Origin of the sequence: Paracoccus sp. R12_2, from assembly GCF_017744015.1 — a bacterium.
Taxonomy (GTDB): Bacteria; Pseudomonadota; Alphaproteobacteria; order Rhodobacterales; family Rhodobacteraceae; genus Paracoccus.
Window position 1 is genome coordinate 64,718 of sequence record NZ_JAGHRA010000002.1, and the last position, 13,944, is coordinate 78,661.

Sequence of the window (13,944 nt, forward strand, 5' to 3'; positions counted from 1 at the left end):
CTCGCGCCGCTTCTGACGTGGGTCAACTGTAATGGGCGACGGGGGTTCCTGCCAGCACGCTCATGTTCAAGAGACCGCGCGTCGTGATCGACGGTGTCACGATATGGGCGCGGTTGCCCATTCCCATCAGGATCGGGCCGACTTCCAGACCATTGGCGCGCATCTTCAGCGCGTTGCGCACACCCGATGCGGCGTCCGTGCCCGGGAAGACCAAAACATTCGCCGCACCTTCCAGCCGCGAGCCGGGGAAGATCCGTTCGCGCAGTGCAGGGTCCAGCGCCGCATCGACGTGCATTTCGCCGTCATACATGAAGTCCGGCTCGCGCGCGTCCAGCAGCGCCAGCGCATCGCGCATCTTGCGGCCCGTATAGGTGTCGAGGTTGCCGAACTGCGAATGGGCGCACAGCGCGATCTTGGGCGTCAGGCCGAAGCGGCGGACATGGCGCGCGGCACCCAGCACGGTTTCCATGATCTCTTCTGGCGTGGGGTCGTTGTGGCACTGCGTGTCGGCAATAAACAACGGCCCGTCTTCAAGAATGATCATCGACAAGGCGCCGACCGGATGCAGCCCGCCGCGTGCAAGCACCTGGCTGATATATTGCAGATGCCAATTATACTGGCCGAACGTGCCGCAGATCAGGCTGTCGGCCTCGCCCCGGTGAACCATCACGGCGGCGATGGCGGTGGTGTTGGTGCGCATGATCGCCCGGGCGATGTCTGGGCTGACGCCGCGCCGCGCCATCAGTTGGTGATATGTCTCCCAATAATCGCGATAGCGGGGATCGTTCTCGGGGTTCACGATCTCGAAATCCTTGTCGGGACGGATCGGCAGTCCGGCGCGTTCGGCGCGGGTCGAGATGACATCGGGACGGCCGATCAGGATCGGCACGTCGGTTGTCTCTTCCAGCATCGCGTTGGCGGCGCGCAGCACGCGTTCGTCCTCGCCTTCGGCGAAGACCAGCCGGCGCTGCGACGTGGCCGCTGCTTCGAAGACCGGGCGCATGATCAGCGCCGAACGGAAGACCGACCCGTCCAGATTGCGCTTGTAGGCGTCCAGATCCTTGATCGGGCGGGTCGCTACGCCCGATTCCATCGCCGCGCGCGCGACCGAGCTGGACACGATGCCGACAAGACGCGGATCGAACGGTTTGGGGATCAGGTAATCAGCCCCGAAAGTCAGCGTCTCGCCGCGATAGGCCGCGGCGGCCTCGGCGGCGGTGGTGGCGCGCGCCAGGGCCGCGATGCCTTCGACGCAGGCGATCTCCATCTCGTCGTTGATGGTCGTTGCGCCGACATCCAGGGCGCCACGGAAGATGAACGGGAAACACAGAACATTGTTGACCTGGTTCGGAAAGTCGCTGCGGCCGGTGGCGATGATCGCATCGGGCGCGACGCTGCGCACATCGTCGGGCAGGATTTCCGGCGTGGGATTGGCAAGCGCGAAGATGATCGGACGTTCGGCCATTTTCTGGACCATTTCGGGCTTCAGTACCCCCGGTCCCGAAAGCCCAAGGAACAGGTCCGCACCGCCGATCACCTCGGTCAGGGTCCGCAGGTCGCTGGCTTGCGCGAACTCGGACTTCTGCGGGTTCATGTCTTCGACCCGGCCTTCATGCACCAGCCCGTGAATGTCGCACAGCCAGACATTCTCTCGCTTGACGCCCAGCTTCAGCAGCATGTTCAGGCAGGCGATTCCAGCCGCCCCGCCGCCGGTCGAGACGACCTTGATATCCTCGAACGTCTTGCCAGCCACGCGCAGCGCGTTCGTGGCGGCGGCGCCGACGACGATAGCGGTGCCGTGCTGGTCGTCGTGAAAGACCGGGATGTTCATCCGTTCGCGGCACAGCTTCTCGACGATGAAACAGTCTGGCGCCTTGATGTCTTCCAGATTGATCGCACCGAAGGTCGGTTCCAGCGCGCAGACGATATCGGCAAGTTTCTCGGGATCGGACTGGTCCACCTCGATGTCGAAGCAGTCGATATTCGCGAACTTCTTGAACAGGACCGCCTTGCCCTCCATCACCGGCTTGGAGGCGGCGGCGCCGATATTGCCCAGGCCAAGCACGGCTGTGCCGTTCGACACCACGGCGACCAGGTTTCCGCGCGCGGTATAGCGGCTGGCGGTTGCCGGATCGGCCTTGATTTCCAGGCAGGCTTCGGCGACGCCCGGTGAATAGGCGCGGCTGAGATCGCGTCCATTCGCCAGCGGCTTCGTCGCCCGGATCTCGAGTTTGCCGGGCCGCGGAAATTCGTGATAATCCAGTGCCGCCTGACGCGCGTTGTCCTGCCTGCGATCTTCCATCCTTGCCCCTCCGTCTGGGAATTTAGTTCACCGTTAAACCATTTCTTGGACAAGGAACAGGCGGCTTCGGCTTGCGTTGGTGCCGCCCAAGGCGCAAAACTGCCATCATCGACCGGAAAGAGGGTAAGCCATGTCACTTCTGGATGCGGCGCGAGAGGTTCGCGAAATGGCCTATGTGCCCTATTCGCGGTTCAAGGTCGGGGCGGCGGTGCGCGGCCCGTCCGGCGCCATCTATCGCGGCTGCAATGTCGAAAACGTGGCCTATCCGGAAGGCACCTGCGCCGAGGCTGGGGCGATTGCCGCCATGGTCGCGGCGGGCGAGACCGAACTGGTCGAGGTGGTGGTGATCGCGGACAGCCCGTCTCCGGTTCCTCCCTGCGGGGGGTGCCGGCAGAAGCTGGCCGAGTTCGGGCGTCATGACACGCCGGTTCTGCTGGCGACGATCGATGGTGCGACCCTGGCGACGACGATCGGTGAATTGCTGCCCGGCCGCTTCGACGCAGGCCATATGAGCAAGGCCGAATGACAGATCCGCGCGCGGTCATAGCGGCCATTCGCGATGGCCGGGGTCTGGACGGGCCGGGCGCGTCGCTGATCGCGCAGGGGCTGGCCGACGGGTCGGTCAGCGATGCGCAGGCGGGCGCCTTTGCGATGGCGGTGCTGACGCGGGGTGCGGGCGACAACGGCCGCGTGGCGCTGACCCGCGCGATGCGGGATTCCGGTCATGTGATGCGCTGGGAACTGCCGGGTCCGGTGCTGGACAAGCATTCGACCGGCGGCATCGGAGACACGGTCAGCCTGATCCTGGCGCCGCTTCTGGCGGCAGGCGGGGTCTATGTGCCGATGATCTCGGGGCGGGGGCTGGGTCACACCGGCGGCACGCTGGACAAGCTGGAAGCGATCCCGGGCTATATTTGCGATCAATCCGAGGAACAGTTTCGCCGGATTGTTGAAAACGTCGGTTGTGCGATCGTTGCTGCGACCGCCGATTTCGCGCCTGCGGATCGCCGACTTTATGCGATCCGGGACGAATCGGCCACGGTCGAATCGATCGACCTGATCACCGCCTCGATCCTGTCGAAAAAGCTGGCGGCGGGGCTGGATGCGCTGGTGCTGGACGTTAAGGCGGGGTCGGGTGCCTTCCTGAAGAAGCCCGACAGCAGCGACCGGCTGGCACGCGCATTGGTGCAGACCGCGAATGGCGCGGGCTGCCGCAGCTCGGCGCTGATTTCGGACATGGACCAGCCGCTGGCGCGCAGCGCCGGAAATGCGCTGGAAGTCGCCGAGGCGATCCGCGTCCTTCGCGGCGAAGGCGGCGCGCTGCGCGATCTGACGCTGGAACTGGCGGCCGAATGTCTGCGTCTGGTCGGCCGGGACCCGGATGGTCTTGCAGGCCTGATCGAGTCGGGCGCGGCGGCCGAGACCTTTGGTCTGATGGTTGCCGCGCAGGGCGGGCCGCACGACCTGCTGGACCGGCCCGACGCGTATCTTGAAACAGCCCCTGTCATTCGTCCGGTTCCGGTCGGGCAGGGCGCGGTCGCGGGGATCGACGTGACCGCGCTGGGACACGCCATTGTCGCGCTTGGCGGCGGGCGGGTCCGCGCTGGTGAAAGGATCGATCATCGCGTGGGTCTGAGCGCGTTGGCCAAGTTGGGCGAACCGGTCGGATCGGACAGGCCCGTGGCGATGGTTCATGCCGCCGACGAGACTGCTGCGGGTATCGCCATTGCCGCCGTGCAGGCCGCCTACAGGATTGGTGAACCCGCCGTGGCGGGTCCGCTGGTCCGTGACAGGATCAGTGCATGACCCGAAACCGCGCCTTCCTGATCGTCATGGACAGTGTCGGCATCGGCGGGGCGCCGGATGCCGGGCAGTTTTTCAACAATGATACGCCCGATACCGGCGCGAATACCGTCGGCCACATCGCCCAGGCGCAGACACTGCACCTGCCCAATCTGGATCGTCTGGGACTTGGCGCGGCGATCCGGCTTGCCTCGGGGCTGGACGCGCCGGGGCTGACGGCGGCCGCAGAAGGGTTATGGGGCGGCGCGACAGAGATTTCGCCCGGCAAGGATACGCCATCCGGTCATTGGGAAATCGCCGGCGTGCCGGTGCCGTGGGAATGGACCTGTTTTCCGAAGACCGTCCCGGCCTTTCCCGACGCGGTGACTGCGCGCATCTGCGAACTGGCCGGAACCCAGGGCATTCTGGGCAATTGCCATGCATCGGGAACCCAGGTGATCGAGGATTTCGGGGCCGAACATCTCAGGACCGGCTGGCCGATCTGCTATACTTCGGTCGATAGCGTGCTGCAGATCGCCGCACATCAGGATCATTTCGGCCTGGATCGCCTGATCGCGCTGTGCGAGGGGCTGGCGCCGATGTTGCATCAGATGCGCGTGGGCCGCGTCATCGCGCGGCCGTTCCTGGGTGAACGACCGGGCGAATTCAGCCGCACGCCCCATCGCCGCGACTTCGCCATCGCACCGCCCGCGGACACGATTCTGGACATTGCTGCCGGCGCCGGGCGCGTGACGCATGCCGTCGGCAAGATCGGCGATATTTTCAGCCATCGTGGCATCACGCATCTGCACAAGGGAAAGTCCGACGCCGATCTGGCCGATCACCTTCTGCGATTGGGGCGCGAGGCCGAACGCGGCAGCCTGACATTTGCCAATTTCGTCGAATTTGACACCAATTTCGGCCATCGCCGCGACATTCCCGGCTACGCCACACAGCTGGAATGGTTCGACAGCGTGGCGGGCCGGTTCATGGACTTGCTTGGGCCGGGCGATCTGGCGATCTTCACTGCTGATCACGGCAACGATCCATCCTGGACCGGCACCGACCACACGCGCGAACGGGTGCCGGTGCTGGGCTTCGGCCTTGGGGCGCGGGGGATCGGGCTGGTCGGCTTCAGCGATATCGGCGCTTCGATCATGGCGCATCTGGAACTGCCCGCGCCGCAAAATGGAAAGTCTTTTATTTGAACAAGATAGAACTTCATCTTCATCTGGAAGGCGCGGCGCCGCCGGATCTGGTCCGTGCGTTGGCCGCGGAAAAACATGCCGATCTGTCGAGGATCTTCGACGCGCGCGGACATTATGCCTATGACGGTTTCGACGATTTCCTGCGGGTCTATGAGGCCGCGACAAGCGTGTTGCAGACTCCGCGCGACTATGCGCGGCTGCTGCGCGACGTGCTGGAACGCAGTGCCGAGCAGGGCGTGATCTATACCGAGCTTTTCGTCTCTCCGGAATTTTGTGGCGGTGGCGATCTGACCGCTTGGCGCGACTATCTGGCAGCGATGGTCGAGGTCGCAGATCAGATGCGCGCCCACGGCATCGACAGCCGTGGCATCGTCACCTGCATCCGGCATTTCGGACCTGATCGTGCCAAGGCGTCGGCGTTGTGCGCGGCGGAAACCGCCGGGAACTGGATCACCGGATTTGGCATGGGTGGCGCGGAGGCCGTTGGAAAGGCGACCGATTATCGGTGGAGTTTCGATTGCGCGCGCGAGGCGGGACTGGGCCTGACCTGCCATGCCGGCGAATGGGGCGGGCCAGAAAGCATCCGGCAGGCTTTGGATCTGGGCGTGACGCGGCTGGGACACGGCGTCCGCGCGATCGAGGATGACGCGCTGGTCCGGGATCTGGTTGCGTGCGGCACCGTGCTGGAGGTCTGCCCCGGCTCGAACGTGGCGTTGGGGTTGTATCCTGACTGGTCGGTGCATCCGATCGCACGGCTGGCGGATGCCGGGGTCAAGGTGACCGTCTCGACCGATGACCCGCCGTTCTTCCACACGACCATGCGGCATGAATACGACCGGCTTGCCGATGCCTTCGGTTGGGGCGATGACGACTTCGCACAGATCAACCGATGGGCCGTCGAAGCCGCGTTCTGCGATACGCCGACCCGCGACAGGCTGAGAAAGGAATTCCCGTGACCGACCCGCATCTGACCATCATCACCCATCCGCTGGTCCAGCACAAGCTGACGATCATGCGTCAGAAGGAGGTCTCGACCGCCAGCTTCCGGCGGTTGTTGCGGGAGATCAGCCTGCTTCTGGCTTACGAGGTGACGCGCGAACTGGAACTGACCACGACGACCATCGAGACCCCGCTGTGCCAGATGCAGGCGCCAACGCTGGAGGGCAAGAAGCTTGCTCTGATCTCGATCCTGCGGGCGGGCAACGGATTGCTGGACGGGATCCTTGAACTGATCCCGGCGGCGCGTGTCGGATTCGTCGGGCTTTACCGCGATCCCGAAACGCTGCAGCCGGTCGAATATTATTGCAAGGTGCCGGCGTTGGATCAGCGCATGACCATTGTCGTCGATCCGATGCTGGCAACCGGCAATTCCTCGGTCGCGGCCATCGACATGCTGAAGGCGCGCGGGGCGAAAAACCTGCGTTTCCTGTGCCTTCTGGCCGCACCAGAAGGTGTTGCGCGAATGCGCGAGGCCCATCCCGACGTGCCGATATGGACCGCCGCGCTGGATGAACGCCTGGACGATCACGGCTATATCGTCCCGGGGCTGGGCGACGCCGGAGACAGGATGTTCGGCACCAAATAGCCCGGTCGTTAACCTGTGTTTCAGGCTTTTGGCCTAGGACTGGGCCAAATGGTCGAATCGCGGGTGGATGGATGCGGGTGTCGTGGTGTGCGGTCTGGGTGATGGCGTTGACGGCCACGGGGCAGGCTGCCCCGGTGCCGCAACCGCCGCCGGATTTCGCCGGCGGCCAGTATATCGACGGCGACGGCTGCGTTTTCCTGCGCGACGGCAGCGGATGGGTTCCGCGTCTGGACAGATCCGGCGCGGCCATCTGCGGTTTTCCCCCGACCTTGTCATCGCGGCGCACGGATCCCGACAGCGAACGTGTCTTGTCCTCTACCCAGGATGAATCGCAGCCTTCTGCCGAGGATATCCTGATCGACACGCTTGCGTCGGGCTTGCGGCAAGGGGAATTCAACGCGGACCCCGCGCCGGTCGCGGAACGCCGCGATCCACCGATCCTTCGCCGCAATGATCCGGTCGCAGCCGAGTTGGGTCAGCTTGCCGCGCAGCAGGCGGCGTTGCGTGGCGTTCTGTCCGGCGCTGCAGGCAGCAGTTCCAGGCTTTGCGACTTGCTGGGATATCAGCCGGTCGGGAACGCCGCACCTATCCTTGGCGGCGACGTCACGCAGGGGCTGTGCGCAGGCATGCGCGCCCCGGTGCCTGAAGAACGGATCATCAAGGCCGGGAAAAGCGACGAACGCGAGAACGCGGAAATCGCGTCGTCCGCCAGACCGGAAACGAAACGGCCCGGTCCGCCGGCTGCAGCGTCAGTTGCCGTGGATCGCCGGACAGACAACGCCGTCTCGCCCACCCGCAAATCCGATCCGGCACTGGTCGCAAGTTCTGCGCAGGGTCGCGGACTGGCGTCCAGGTCAGCCCAGGCGCAGGCGCCCACGGTCGAGATGATCCCGGCCTCGGCGCGCTATGTCCAGATCGGCGGATACGCGGATGACGGGAACGCGGTGTCCGCCATCCGCAAACTGTCCGCGATGGGTTTTCGCGTCGCGCAGAGGCGCGACCGTGACGGTGATCGCGTCCTGAGGGTCATTCTGGCAGGGCCGTTCACCGACCGGCGCGATCTGGTCGAGGCGCTGAACCGATTGCGCGACAGCGGATATCCCAAGGCCGTGGCACGCTGACACGCTGTCGTCAATCACCGCTGGCGCGTCGGGGGGCGCACGCTGCTGATGCTTGCCGGGCTGGTCAGAGATGGGCGATCAGGCCGCGCGCTGCGCGTCGAATTCGGTTACGACGATGCGGGGCCGTTCCTCTCGGCTGAAATAGGCATACATCTGTTCCAGCACCGCTTCGGCCTCCTGGGCGCGCTTGCGATCTGCGATGCTTTGCGGCTTTGACGCTCGGCTCATGTCTTGTCTCCGGTCATGGAGTGATCCCCTCCACGCGCGGCCACTTAGTCGGCACCACACGCCATTTCCAGCCTCCGTAACGCCGCGTCACCGAGACGTTACAGGGGCGCGATGCTAGCCGATCCGCACCATGCGATGCTTTTTCCGGCCGACCGAGACTTTCAGCCCGACGCCGATCAGCGCCGCGTCGATGGGCAGTTGCGGATCGCTGACGGGATCGTTGTTCAGGCGCAGCCCGCCTTCGGCGATCAGGCGCTTGGCCTCCTTGCCGCTGGTGGTGATGCCGGTCTGGACCAGCATCTGAACGACCGACAATCCGCCGTCCAGCGACCCGGCGGGCAGGGTGGCGATTTCCAGATCGCCGCCCGCACCGCCCTGTTCGAAGACCTCGCGAGCCGTCGCCTCGGCGCTGGCTGCCGCGTCGGCACCGTGCAGAAGCGTTGTCACCTCGTTGGCAAGGCGCATCTTGGCCTCGTTGATCTCGGACCCTTGCAGCGCGCCAAGACGGTCGCATTCCTCGACCGGCAGTTCAGTATACAGCTTCAGGAAACGGCCCACATCGGCGTCGGTGGTGTTGCGCCAAAACTGCCAGAACTCGTATGGCGACAGCATCGCGCTGCTCAGCCAGACCGCACCGCCCGCAGACTTGCCCATCTTGCGCCCATCGCTGGTCGTCAGCAAAGGCGAGGTCAGCCCCCAGATCACCGCATCGTCCACGCGCCGGGTCAGGTCGATCCCGTTGACGATATTGCCCCATTGATCCGATCCGCCCATCTGCAACTGGCAGCCATAGCGGCGATGAAGTTCAAGAAAATCATAAGCCTGCAGGATCATGTAGTTGAATTCCAGGAAGGACAGCGACTGTTCGCGGTCCAGCCGGGATTTCACCGACTCGAAGCTCAGCATCCGGTTGACGCTGAAATGCCGGCCGATATCGCGCAGGAATTCCAGGTAGTTCAGACCGTCCAGCCATTCGGCGTTGTTCAGCATCAGCGCCGCGTCGTCGCCATAGTCCAGATAGCGGGCAAAGACCTGGCCCATGCCGTCGATATTCGACTGGATCGCCGCGGCGTCCAGAAGCGGCCGTTCCTCGGACCGGAAGGACGGATCGCCGACCTTGGTGGTGCCGCCGCCCATCAGCGTGATCGGCCGGTTGCCGGTCTTCTGGAACCAGCGCAGCATCATGATGTTCAGCAGATGGCCCACATGCAAGGATGCCGCGGTCGCATCATAGCCGATATAGGCCGTCACCGGCCCGGCCAGCAGCGCCCGGTCCAGCCCTTCGTAATCTGTGCAGTCGGCGACATAGCCGCGTTCGATCATCACGCGCAGGAAGTCGGACTTTGGGGCATGGGTCATGGGCTGTTTCCTTCTGATCGGGGCGGATATACCGGCTGGGGAAGCAAAGGAAAAGCATGATGATACGGGCCTTGGGAATGATGTCTGGCACATCTATGGACGGTGTCGATGCGGCGCTGATCCAGACCGACGGCGTTCGTATCGGTGGCTTTGGTCGCAGCGCGTTCCGGGCGTATTCCGACAACGAATCCGCCACGCTGCACGCGGCGCTTGGGCGCTGGCCCGGCGATGAGGGGGTGGCGGACGCCGCCGACATTTCGGTCGCGAGCCATGCCGCGCTGGCTGGCGAATTTCCCGAGGTCGAGGTGATCGGCTATCACGGCCAGACGCTGGCCCATGATCCGCGCGGTCGCGGTACGCATCAGGCAGGCAGCGGTGCGGCACTGGCGCGCGCCACCGGGCGACCCGTGATCTGGGATTTCCGCCGCGAGGATGTGCGGCGCGGCGGCGAAGGTGCACCGCTGGCACCGTTCTTCCATTGGGCCTGTGCGGACTGGGCCGCCGGAAACGGTCTGTTGGCGCGCAGCCCGGTTGCGTTTCTCAATCTGGGTGGGGTGGGCAACATCACCTGGGTCGATCCGGCCGCGTCCGCGCCCGAAGCGCCCGGCGCGTGTCTGGCCTTTGATACCGGTCCCGCCAACGCACCGATCAACGACCTGATGCGGACACGTCGTCGTCTCCCCCATGACGCCGACGGCGCGTTGGCCGCGTCAGGCCACGCGGATGAACGTATCGTGGGGGATTTCCTGCGCCATCCCTATTTCGAACGGCCACCGCCGAAATCCCTGGATCGTGACCAGTTCGCAGACTTGCCGCGCGCTGTTCAGGATCTGGACGACGCCGACGCCGCCGCGACGCTGGTGGCTGCGTTGGCGGGGGCGGTGGCATCGGGGTGGAGATGGCTGCCGTCGGCCCCGGACACGGTGCTGGTCTGCGGCGGCGGGCGGCGCAATGCGGCGATCATGCGGTCGCTGCGCGAGCGGCTCGATGCGGATGTGCAACCGGTCGAGGCGGCAGGGCTGGATGGCGACATGCTGGAGGCGCAGGCCTTCGGATGGCTTGCGGTGCGTGTCCAGCGTGGATTGCCCATTTCGGGTCCGCTGACGACCGGAGTCCCGACGCCCAGTTGCGGCGGTCGGATCAGCCATCCGCACTAGGCCTTCCGCGCCGCGAAAATGACGGCGCGATTTTTTGTTCTGCTCTCTTGACGCGACCGTGCGCACTGCGTAAACCGCCCCTCACTTCGGCGGGCGATCAGCCGGAGCAAGGTGAGTGTGCGGTTGTAGCTCAGTTGGTTAGAGTACCGGCCTGTCACGCCGGGGGTCGCGGGTTCGAGCCCCGTCAACCGCGCCACTTACACCTTTCGCCCGGATATATGCGCGGTTGTAGCTCAGTTGGTTAGAGTACCGGCCTGTCACGCCGGGGGTCGCGGGTTCGAGCCCCGTCAACCGCGCCATTTCCCTTCCTTTCAGTGCAGGCTCGCTTGCTTGCCGCGTGATCTCATCAGGCGCGTTCCACACGGCACAGAAAGCAGTTGTTGCTGGCCGACCGGACGTGGACGAACGCAACCTCGGGCCGTGCAAGAAGTTCGGTGCAGCGCGCGGAGATGTGTTCGGTCGCGATCACCCCTCCGGTGCCGTAAAGGATGCGTTCCCTGCTGCAGTAGCCGCGCACGATATGGGCCTGCGCGGTCAGGATGTCATTCGGAAATCCGGTTCCTGCCATCGGACACCCGTCCTCGCACAGAAAGATCGGACCGGTTTCGGTATAGGGGTTCAGGCCCGAAAAGGGCCGGTGCGCTGCGATCAGATACGGGCGGCCCGGCGGAACCTGCCGCAGGCAATGCCGACACGGCGTGCCGGTGCCGGTTGACGGACCCGCATGTTCCGCTGCCATGCCATTTGCATCAAGCCCGGTTCGCAACGCCCACGCGGTCGCGCTGTTGATCGCGAGAAAACGAATGGTCATATCGGGACTCCTGTTCTGTATTCCGATTGGTTATGCAGGGGCTCCGGGTCGCGCGGGCGCGCGGAACGGGCGTTACATTCGAAAAATGACGGGCAAGGATCACGGGCGATGAAGGATATGGACGACGCCGAGGCGCTGATCGGACAGATGGGACAGGCCGCGCGCGCGGCGGCTGTCGAACTGGCGACGGCAAGCGCCGAACGCAAACATGCCGCGCTGATCGGTGCGGCCGAGTCGATCCGACGCAATGTCCCGGCGATCCTCGAGGCGAATGCCCGCGATCTGCAGTTCGGTCGCGACAAGGGGCTGAGCGACGCGATGATCGACCGGCTGCGGCTGGATGAGGACCGGCTGCGCGGGATCGAGGACGGGCTGCGCGCCGTGGCCGAGCAACGCGATCCGGTGGGCGAGGTCGTCGCCGAATGGGACCGTCCGACCGGGCTGCATATCCGCCGCGTTCGCACGCCGATCGGGGTGATCGGGGTGATCTATGAAAGCCGACCCAACGTCACCGCGGATGCCGGTGCGCTGGCATTGAAGTCGGGCAATGCGGTGATTCTGCGCGGCGGATCGGAAAGCCTGCATTCAAGCCAGGCGATTCATGGCTGCATGGTCGAGGGGGTGCGACAGGCGGGGCTGCCCGAGGCGGCGATCCAGCTTGTGCCGACGCGGGACCGCGCGGCGGTGTCGGCCATGCTGCGGGCGCAAGGACTGATCGACGTCATCATCCCGCGCGGCGGCAAGGGCCTTGTCGGGCTTGTCCAGCGCGAGGCGCGGGTGCCGGTTTTCGCGCATCTCGAGGGCATATGTCACATCTATGTCGATCGCGATGCCGACGCCGAAAAGGCCCGGCGTGTGGTGCTGAACGCAAAGACGCGCCGCACCGGCATCTGCGGTGCCGCCGAATGCCTGCTGATCGACCGTGGCGCCGAACCTGCGCTGCGCGAGGCGCTGATCGCCGATCTGGTGCAGGCCGGGGTCGAAGTGCGCGCCGACGGCGAACTGGCGGATCTGCCGGGCACCGTGCCGGCCCAGCCCGACGATTTCGGGCGCGAGTTTCTGGACATGATCATCGCCGCGAAGCTGGTCGACGGGGTTGACGGGGCGATCGACCATATCCGCCGCCATGGCAGCCAGCACACCGAATCCATCCTGACCGAACGCGACGCCACCGCCAATCGGTTCTTCGCCGGTCTGGACAGTGCGATCCTGATGCGCAACGCCTCGACCCAGTTTGCCGATGGCGGTGAATTCGGGATGGGCGCGGAAATCGGCATCGCGACCGGCAAGATGCATGCCCGAGGTCCGGTCGGTGCCGAACAACTGACCAGCTTCAAGTATCTGGTCAGCGGAGACGGCACGATCAGAAGCTAGAGAAAATGCCGGGACTGGCTAGAAGGCGATTTCGGCGCCTTTGTCATCCAGCTCCCACGCCAGCGCGCGGCTTGATCCGCGCGCGGCTTCGGCCAGCAACGCGAATTGCACCTCGGCTGGTGACGGATTGCGCGCCGGGCCGGTCGCGCCGTCCGAAAGCCAGGACCAAAGCGCCGGGTCGGGACGCATCCGGTCGCTTTCCGCCACAAGTTGCCAGCCGGGCAGCTTGCGCAGCACCATGACCCGTCCGCCCCAGGGCATCGCGGTTTCCAGGCACATCAGCGCCAGCATCACCATGCGGATCTCTGGGCGGGCGAAATCACCGTCGGCGTCAAGTTCGATCCGCAGCCTTCCATGCGCTGCCATACCGTCAAGCAGCCGGGACAATTCGACGCGCGCAACCCGCTGATCGCCTTGCGCGTGGCCGAAGGCCATCCGGAACGCCTGAATTCGCGACCGCGCCGCCGCCACCGATTCCGCGATCAGACGCAGTTCGGGACTTTGGGCGATCGTCGGGAAATCTGGCGACATTTCAAGCAGTTCGACGCCGTTGCCGATCGCCCCCAGCGGTGAAACCAGATCGTGACACAGGCGCGACCCCAGCAATGCGGCAAGATCGCCCGGCGCGATCTGCGTTGTATCAAGGCTCATGCGGGATTACCTTTCGTGGGGTTGAGCGGAGCGGTGGCTGTGAACGAGATACTTGAACCCGGCATGATCGTCAGACATCCCGACGCGCCCGACTGGGGCGACGGGCAGGTCCAGTCACGCATTGGCGATCGGATCACCGTGAACTTTCTCGAGGCGGGCAAGAAGGTCATCGACGGTCGTCGCGTGACGCTGCAGATCGTGGGATTAGACAAGGAATGAACGGTTCGGTGCATGGCGCAAGGATTGCAATCAAAGATTGTGCCATGCAAGAGATAGTTGCATCCGCGGCCAGCTTCGGGTCGTCGCATCTGTTGCAAACCTCTGCCGCCCCCCCTAGACAGGCCAGCGCCGCAGCATGCTTTGCAG

14 protein-coding genes and 2 tRNA genes are annotated in these 13,944 nt (G+C 65.0%); 11 read left to right on the forward strand and 5 right to left on the reverse strand.

Annotation, left to right across the window (positions count from 1 at the left end):
- Nucleotides 1–22 precede the first annotated feature (22 nt).
- The gene (locus J7359_RS02985; protein ID WP_209055057.1) at nucleotides 23–2,302 is read right to left on the reverse strand and encodes an NADP-dependent malic enzyme; all 2,280 of its coding nucleotides are present in this window, start codon (nucleotides 2,300–2,302) and stop codon (nucleotides 23–25) included.
- Between the two features lie 130 nt (nucleotides 2,303–2,432).
- Between J7359_RS02985 and J7359_RS02990 the strand changes: the two genes are divergently transcribed.
- The 6 genes from J7359_RS02990 (at nucleotide 2,433) to J7359_RS03015 (ending at nucleotide 7,998) form a co-directional block, all read left to right on the forward strand.
- Nucleotides 2,433–2,828 carry a cytidine deaminase gene (locus J7359_RS02990; protein ID WP_209055058.1) on the forward strand — a complete coding sequence of 132 codons (396 nt, stop codon included), beginning with the start codon at nucleotides 2,433–2,435 and terminating at the stop codon, nucleotides 2,826–2,828.
- Complete coding sequence (locus J7359_RS02995; RefSeq protein ID WP_209055059.1) at nucleotides 2,825–4,108, forward strand: thymidine phosphorylase; 1,284 nt, start codon at nucleotides 2,825–2,827, stop codon at nucleotides 4,106–4,108. The genes J7359_RS02990 and J7359_RS02995 overlap by 4 nt, the downstream gene beginning before the upstream one ends.
- The gene (locus J7359_RS03000; RefSeq protein WP_209055060.1) at nucleotides 4,105–5,292 is read left to right on the forward strand and encodes a phosphopentomutase; all 1,188 of its coding nucleotides are present in this window, start codon (nucleotides 4,105–4,107) and stop codon (nucleotides 5,290–5,292) included. Before J7359_RS02995 ends, J7359_RS03000 begins: the two co-directional genes overlap by 4 nt.
- Nucleotides 5,289–6,248 carry an adenosine deaminase gene (locus J7359_RS03005; protein WP_209055061.1) on the forward strand — a complete coding sequence of 320 codons (960 nt, stop codon included), beginning with the start codon at nucleotides 5,289–5,291 and terminating at the stop codon, nucleotides 6,246–6,248. Before J7359_RS03000 ends, J7359_RS03005 begins: the two co-directional genes overlap by 4 nt.
- A complete protein-coding gene (upp, locus tag J7359_RS03010; RefSeq protein WP_209055062.1) occupies nucleotides 6,245–6,877 on the forward strand; it encodes a uracil phosphoribosyltransferase in 633 nt (210 codons plus the stop codon). The genes J7359_RS03005 and upp overlap by 4 nt, the downstream gene beginning before the upstream one ends.
- A gap of 71 nt (nucleotides 6,878–6,948) precedes the next feature.
- Nucleotides 6,949–7,998: an SPOR domain-containing protein gene (locus tag J7359_RS03015; protein WP_209055063.1), complete on the forward strand. Its 1,050-nt coding sequence runs from the start codon at nucleotides 6,949–6,951 to the stop codon at nucleotides 7,996–7,998.
- 78 nt (nucleotides 7,999–8,076) lie between these two features.
- Here J7359_RS03015 and J7359_RS03020 read toward each other — a convergent pair whose 3' ends face one another.
- Together J7359_RS03020 and tyrS are read right to left on the reverse strand one after the other, a co-directional pair.
- Complete coding sequence (locus tag J7359_RS03020; protein ID WP_209055064.1) at nucleotides 8,077–8,226, reverse strand: hypothetical protein; 150 nt, start codon at nucleotides 8,224–8,226, stop codon at nucleotides 8,077–8,079.
- Nucleotides 8,227–8,340: 114 nt separating this feature from the next.
- A complete protein-coding gene (gene tyrS, locus J7359_RS03025) occupies nucleotides 8,341–9,585 on the reverse strand; it encodes a tyrosine--tRNA ligase (RefSeq protein WP_209055065.1) in 1,245 nt (414 codons plus the stop codon).
- A gap of 56 nt (nucleotides 9,586–9,641) precedes the next feature.
- Between tyrS and J7359_RS03030 the strand changes: the two genes are divergently transcribed.
- The 3 genes from J7359_RS03030 to J7359_RS03040 all read left to right on the forward strand — a co-directional run bounded on the left by J7359_RS03030 (nucleotide 9,642) and on the right by J7359_RS03040 (nucleotide 11,041).
- Entirely contained in the window at nucleotides 9,642–10,742 is a 1,101-nt protein-coding gene (locus tag J7359_RS03030) for an anhydro-N-acetylmuramic acid kinase (protein ID WP_209055066.1), read from the forward strand.
- Between the two features lie 119 nt (nucleotides 10,743–10,861).
- Nucleotides 10,862–10,938 (forward strand) — tRNA-Asp (locus tag J7359_RS03035).
- A gap of 26 nt (nucleotides 10,939–10,964) precedes the next feature.
- A tRNA-Asp gene (locus J7359_RS03040) sits at nucleotides 10,965–11,041 on the forward strand.
- A gap of 47 nt (nucleotides 11,042–11,088) precedes the next feature.
- Here J7359_RS03040 and J7359_RS03045 read toward each other — a convergent pair.
- Nucleotides 11,089–11,553: a DUF1203 domain-containing protein gene (locus J7359_RS03045; protein WP_209055067.1), complete on the reverse strand. Its 465-nt coding sequence runs from the start codon at nucleotides 11,551–11,553 to the stop codon at nucleotides 11,089–11,091.
- 108 nt (nucleotides 11,554–11,661) lie between these two features.
- On the opposite strand from J7359_RS03045, the gene J7359_RS03050 reads away from it, so the two are divergent.
- The gene (locus J7359_RS03050; protein ID WP_209055068.1) at nucleotides 11,662–12,927 is read left to right on the forward strand and encodes a glutamate-5-semialdehyde dehydrogenase; all 1,266 of its coding nucleotides are present in this window, start codon (nucleotides 11,662–11,664) and stop codon (nucleotides 12,925–12,927) included.
- A gap of 18 nt (nucleotides 12,928–12,945) precedes the next feature.
- On the opposite strand, the gene J7359_RS03055 is transcribed toward J7359_RS03050, so the two are convergent.
- Nucleotides 12,946–13,578 (reverse strand): histidine phosphotransferase family protein, encoded by a 633-nt coding sequence (locus J7359_RS03055; protein ID WP_209055069.1) that lies wholly within the window; start codon nucleotides 13,576–13,578, stop codon nucleotides 12,946–12,948.
- A gap of 39 nt (nucleotides 13,579–13,617) precedes the next feature.
- Here J7359_RS03055 and J7359_RS03060 point away from each other — a divergent pair, with 39 nt between their 5' ends.
- A complete protein-coding gene (locus J7359_RS03060; protein ID WP_209055070.1) occupies nucleotides 13,618–13,797 on the forward strand; it encodes a DUF3553 domain-containing protein in 180 nt (59 codons plus the stop codon).
- The last annotated feature ends 147 nt before the right edge of the window (nucleotides 13,798–13,944 follow it).

What these genes read in the sequence shown, in the direction of transcription:
- J7359_RS02985 (WP_209055057.1), bottom strand. Translation starts at nt 2,302, where the DNA reads ATGGAAGATCGCAGGCAGGACAACGCGCGTCAGGCGGCACTGGATTAT.
- J7359_RS02990 (WP_209055058.1), top strand. Translation starts at nt 2,433, where the DNA reads ATGTCACTTCTGGATGCGGCGCGAGAGGTTCGCGAAATGGCCTATGTG.
- J7359_RS02995 (WP_209055059.1), top strand. Translation starts at nt 2,825, where the DNA reads ATGACAGATCCGCGCGCGGTCATAGCGGCCATTCGCGATGGCCGGGGT.
- J7359_RS03000 (WP_209055060.1), top strand. Translation starts at nt 4,105, where the DNA reads ATGACCCGAAACCGCGCCTTCCTGATCGTCATGGACAGTGTCGGCATC.
- J7359_RS03015 (WP_209055063.1), top strand. Translation starts at nt 6,949, where the DNA reads ATGCGGGTGTCGTGGTGTGCGGTCTGGGTGATGGCGTTGACGGCCACG.
- J7359_RS03020 (WP_209055064.1), bottom strand. Translation starts at nt 8,226, where the DNA reads ATGAGCCGAGCGTCAAAGCCGCAAAGCATCGCAGATCGCAAGCGCGCC.
- tyrS (WP_209055065.1), bottom strand. Translation starts at nt 9,585, where the DNA reads ATGACCCATGCCCCAAAGTCCGACTTCCTGCGCGTGATGATCGAACGC.
- J7359_RS03030 (WP_209055066.1), top strand. Translation starts at nt 9,642, where the DNA reads ATGATGATACGGGCCTTGGGAATGATGTCTGGCACATCTATGGACGGT.
- J7359_RS03045 (WP_209055067.1), bottom strand. Translation starts at nt 11,553, where the DNA reads ATGACCATTCGTTTTCTCGCGATCAACAGCGCGACCGCGTGGGCGTTG.
- J7359_RS03050 (WP_209055068.1), top strand. Translation starts at nt 11,662, where the DNA reads ATGAAGGATATGGACGACGCCGAGGCGCTGATCGGACAGATGGGACAG.
- J7359_RS03055 (WP_209055069.1), bottom strand. Translation starts at nt 13,578, where the DNA reads ATGAGCCTTGATACAACGCAGATCGCGCCGGGCGATCTTGCCGCATTG.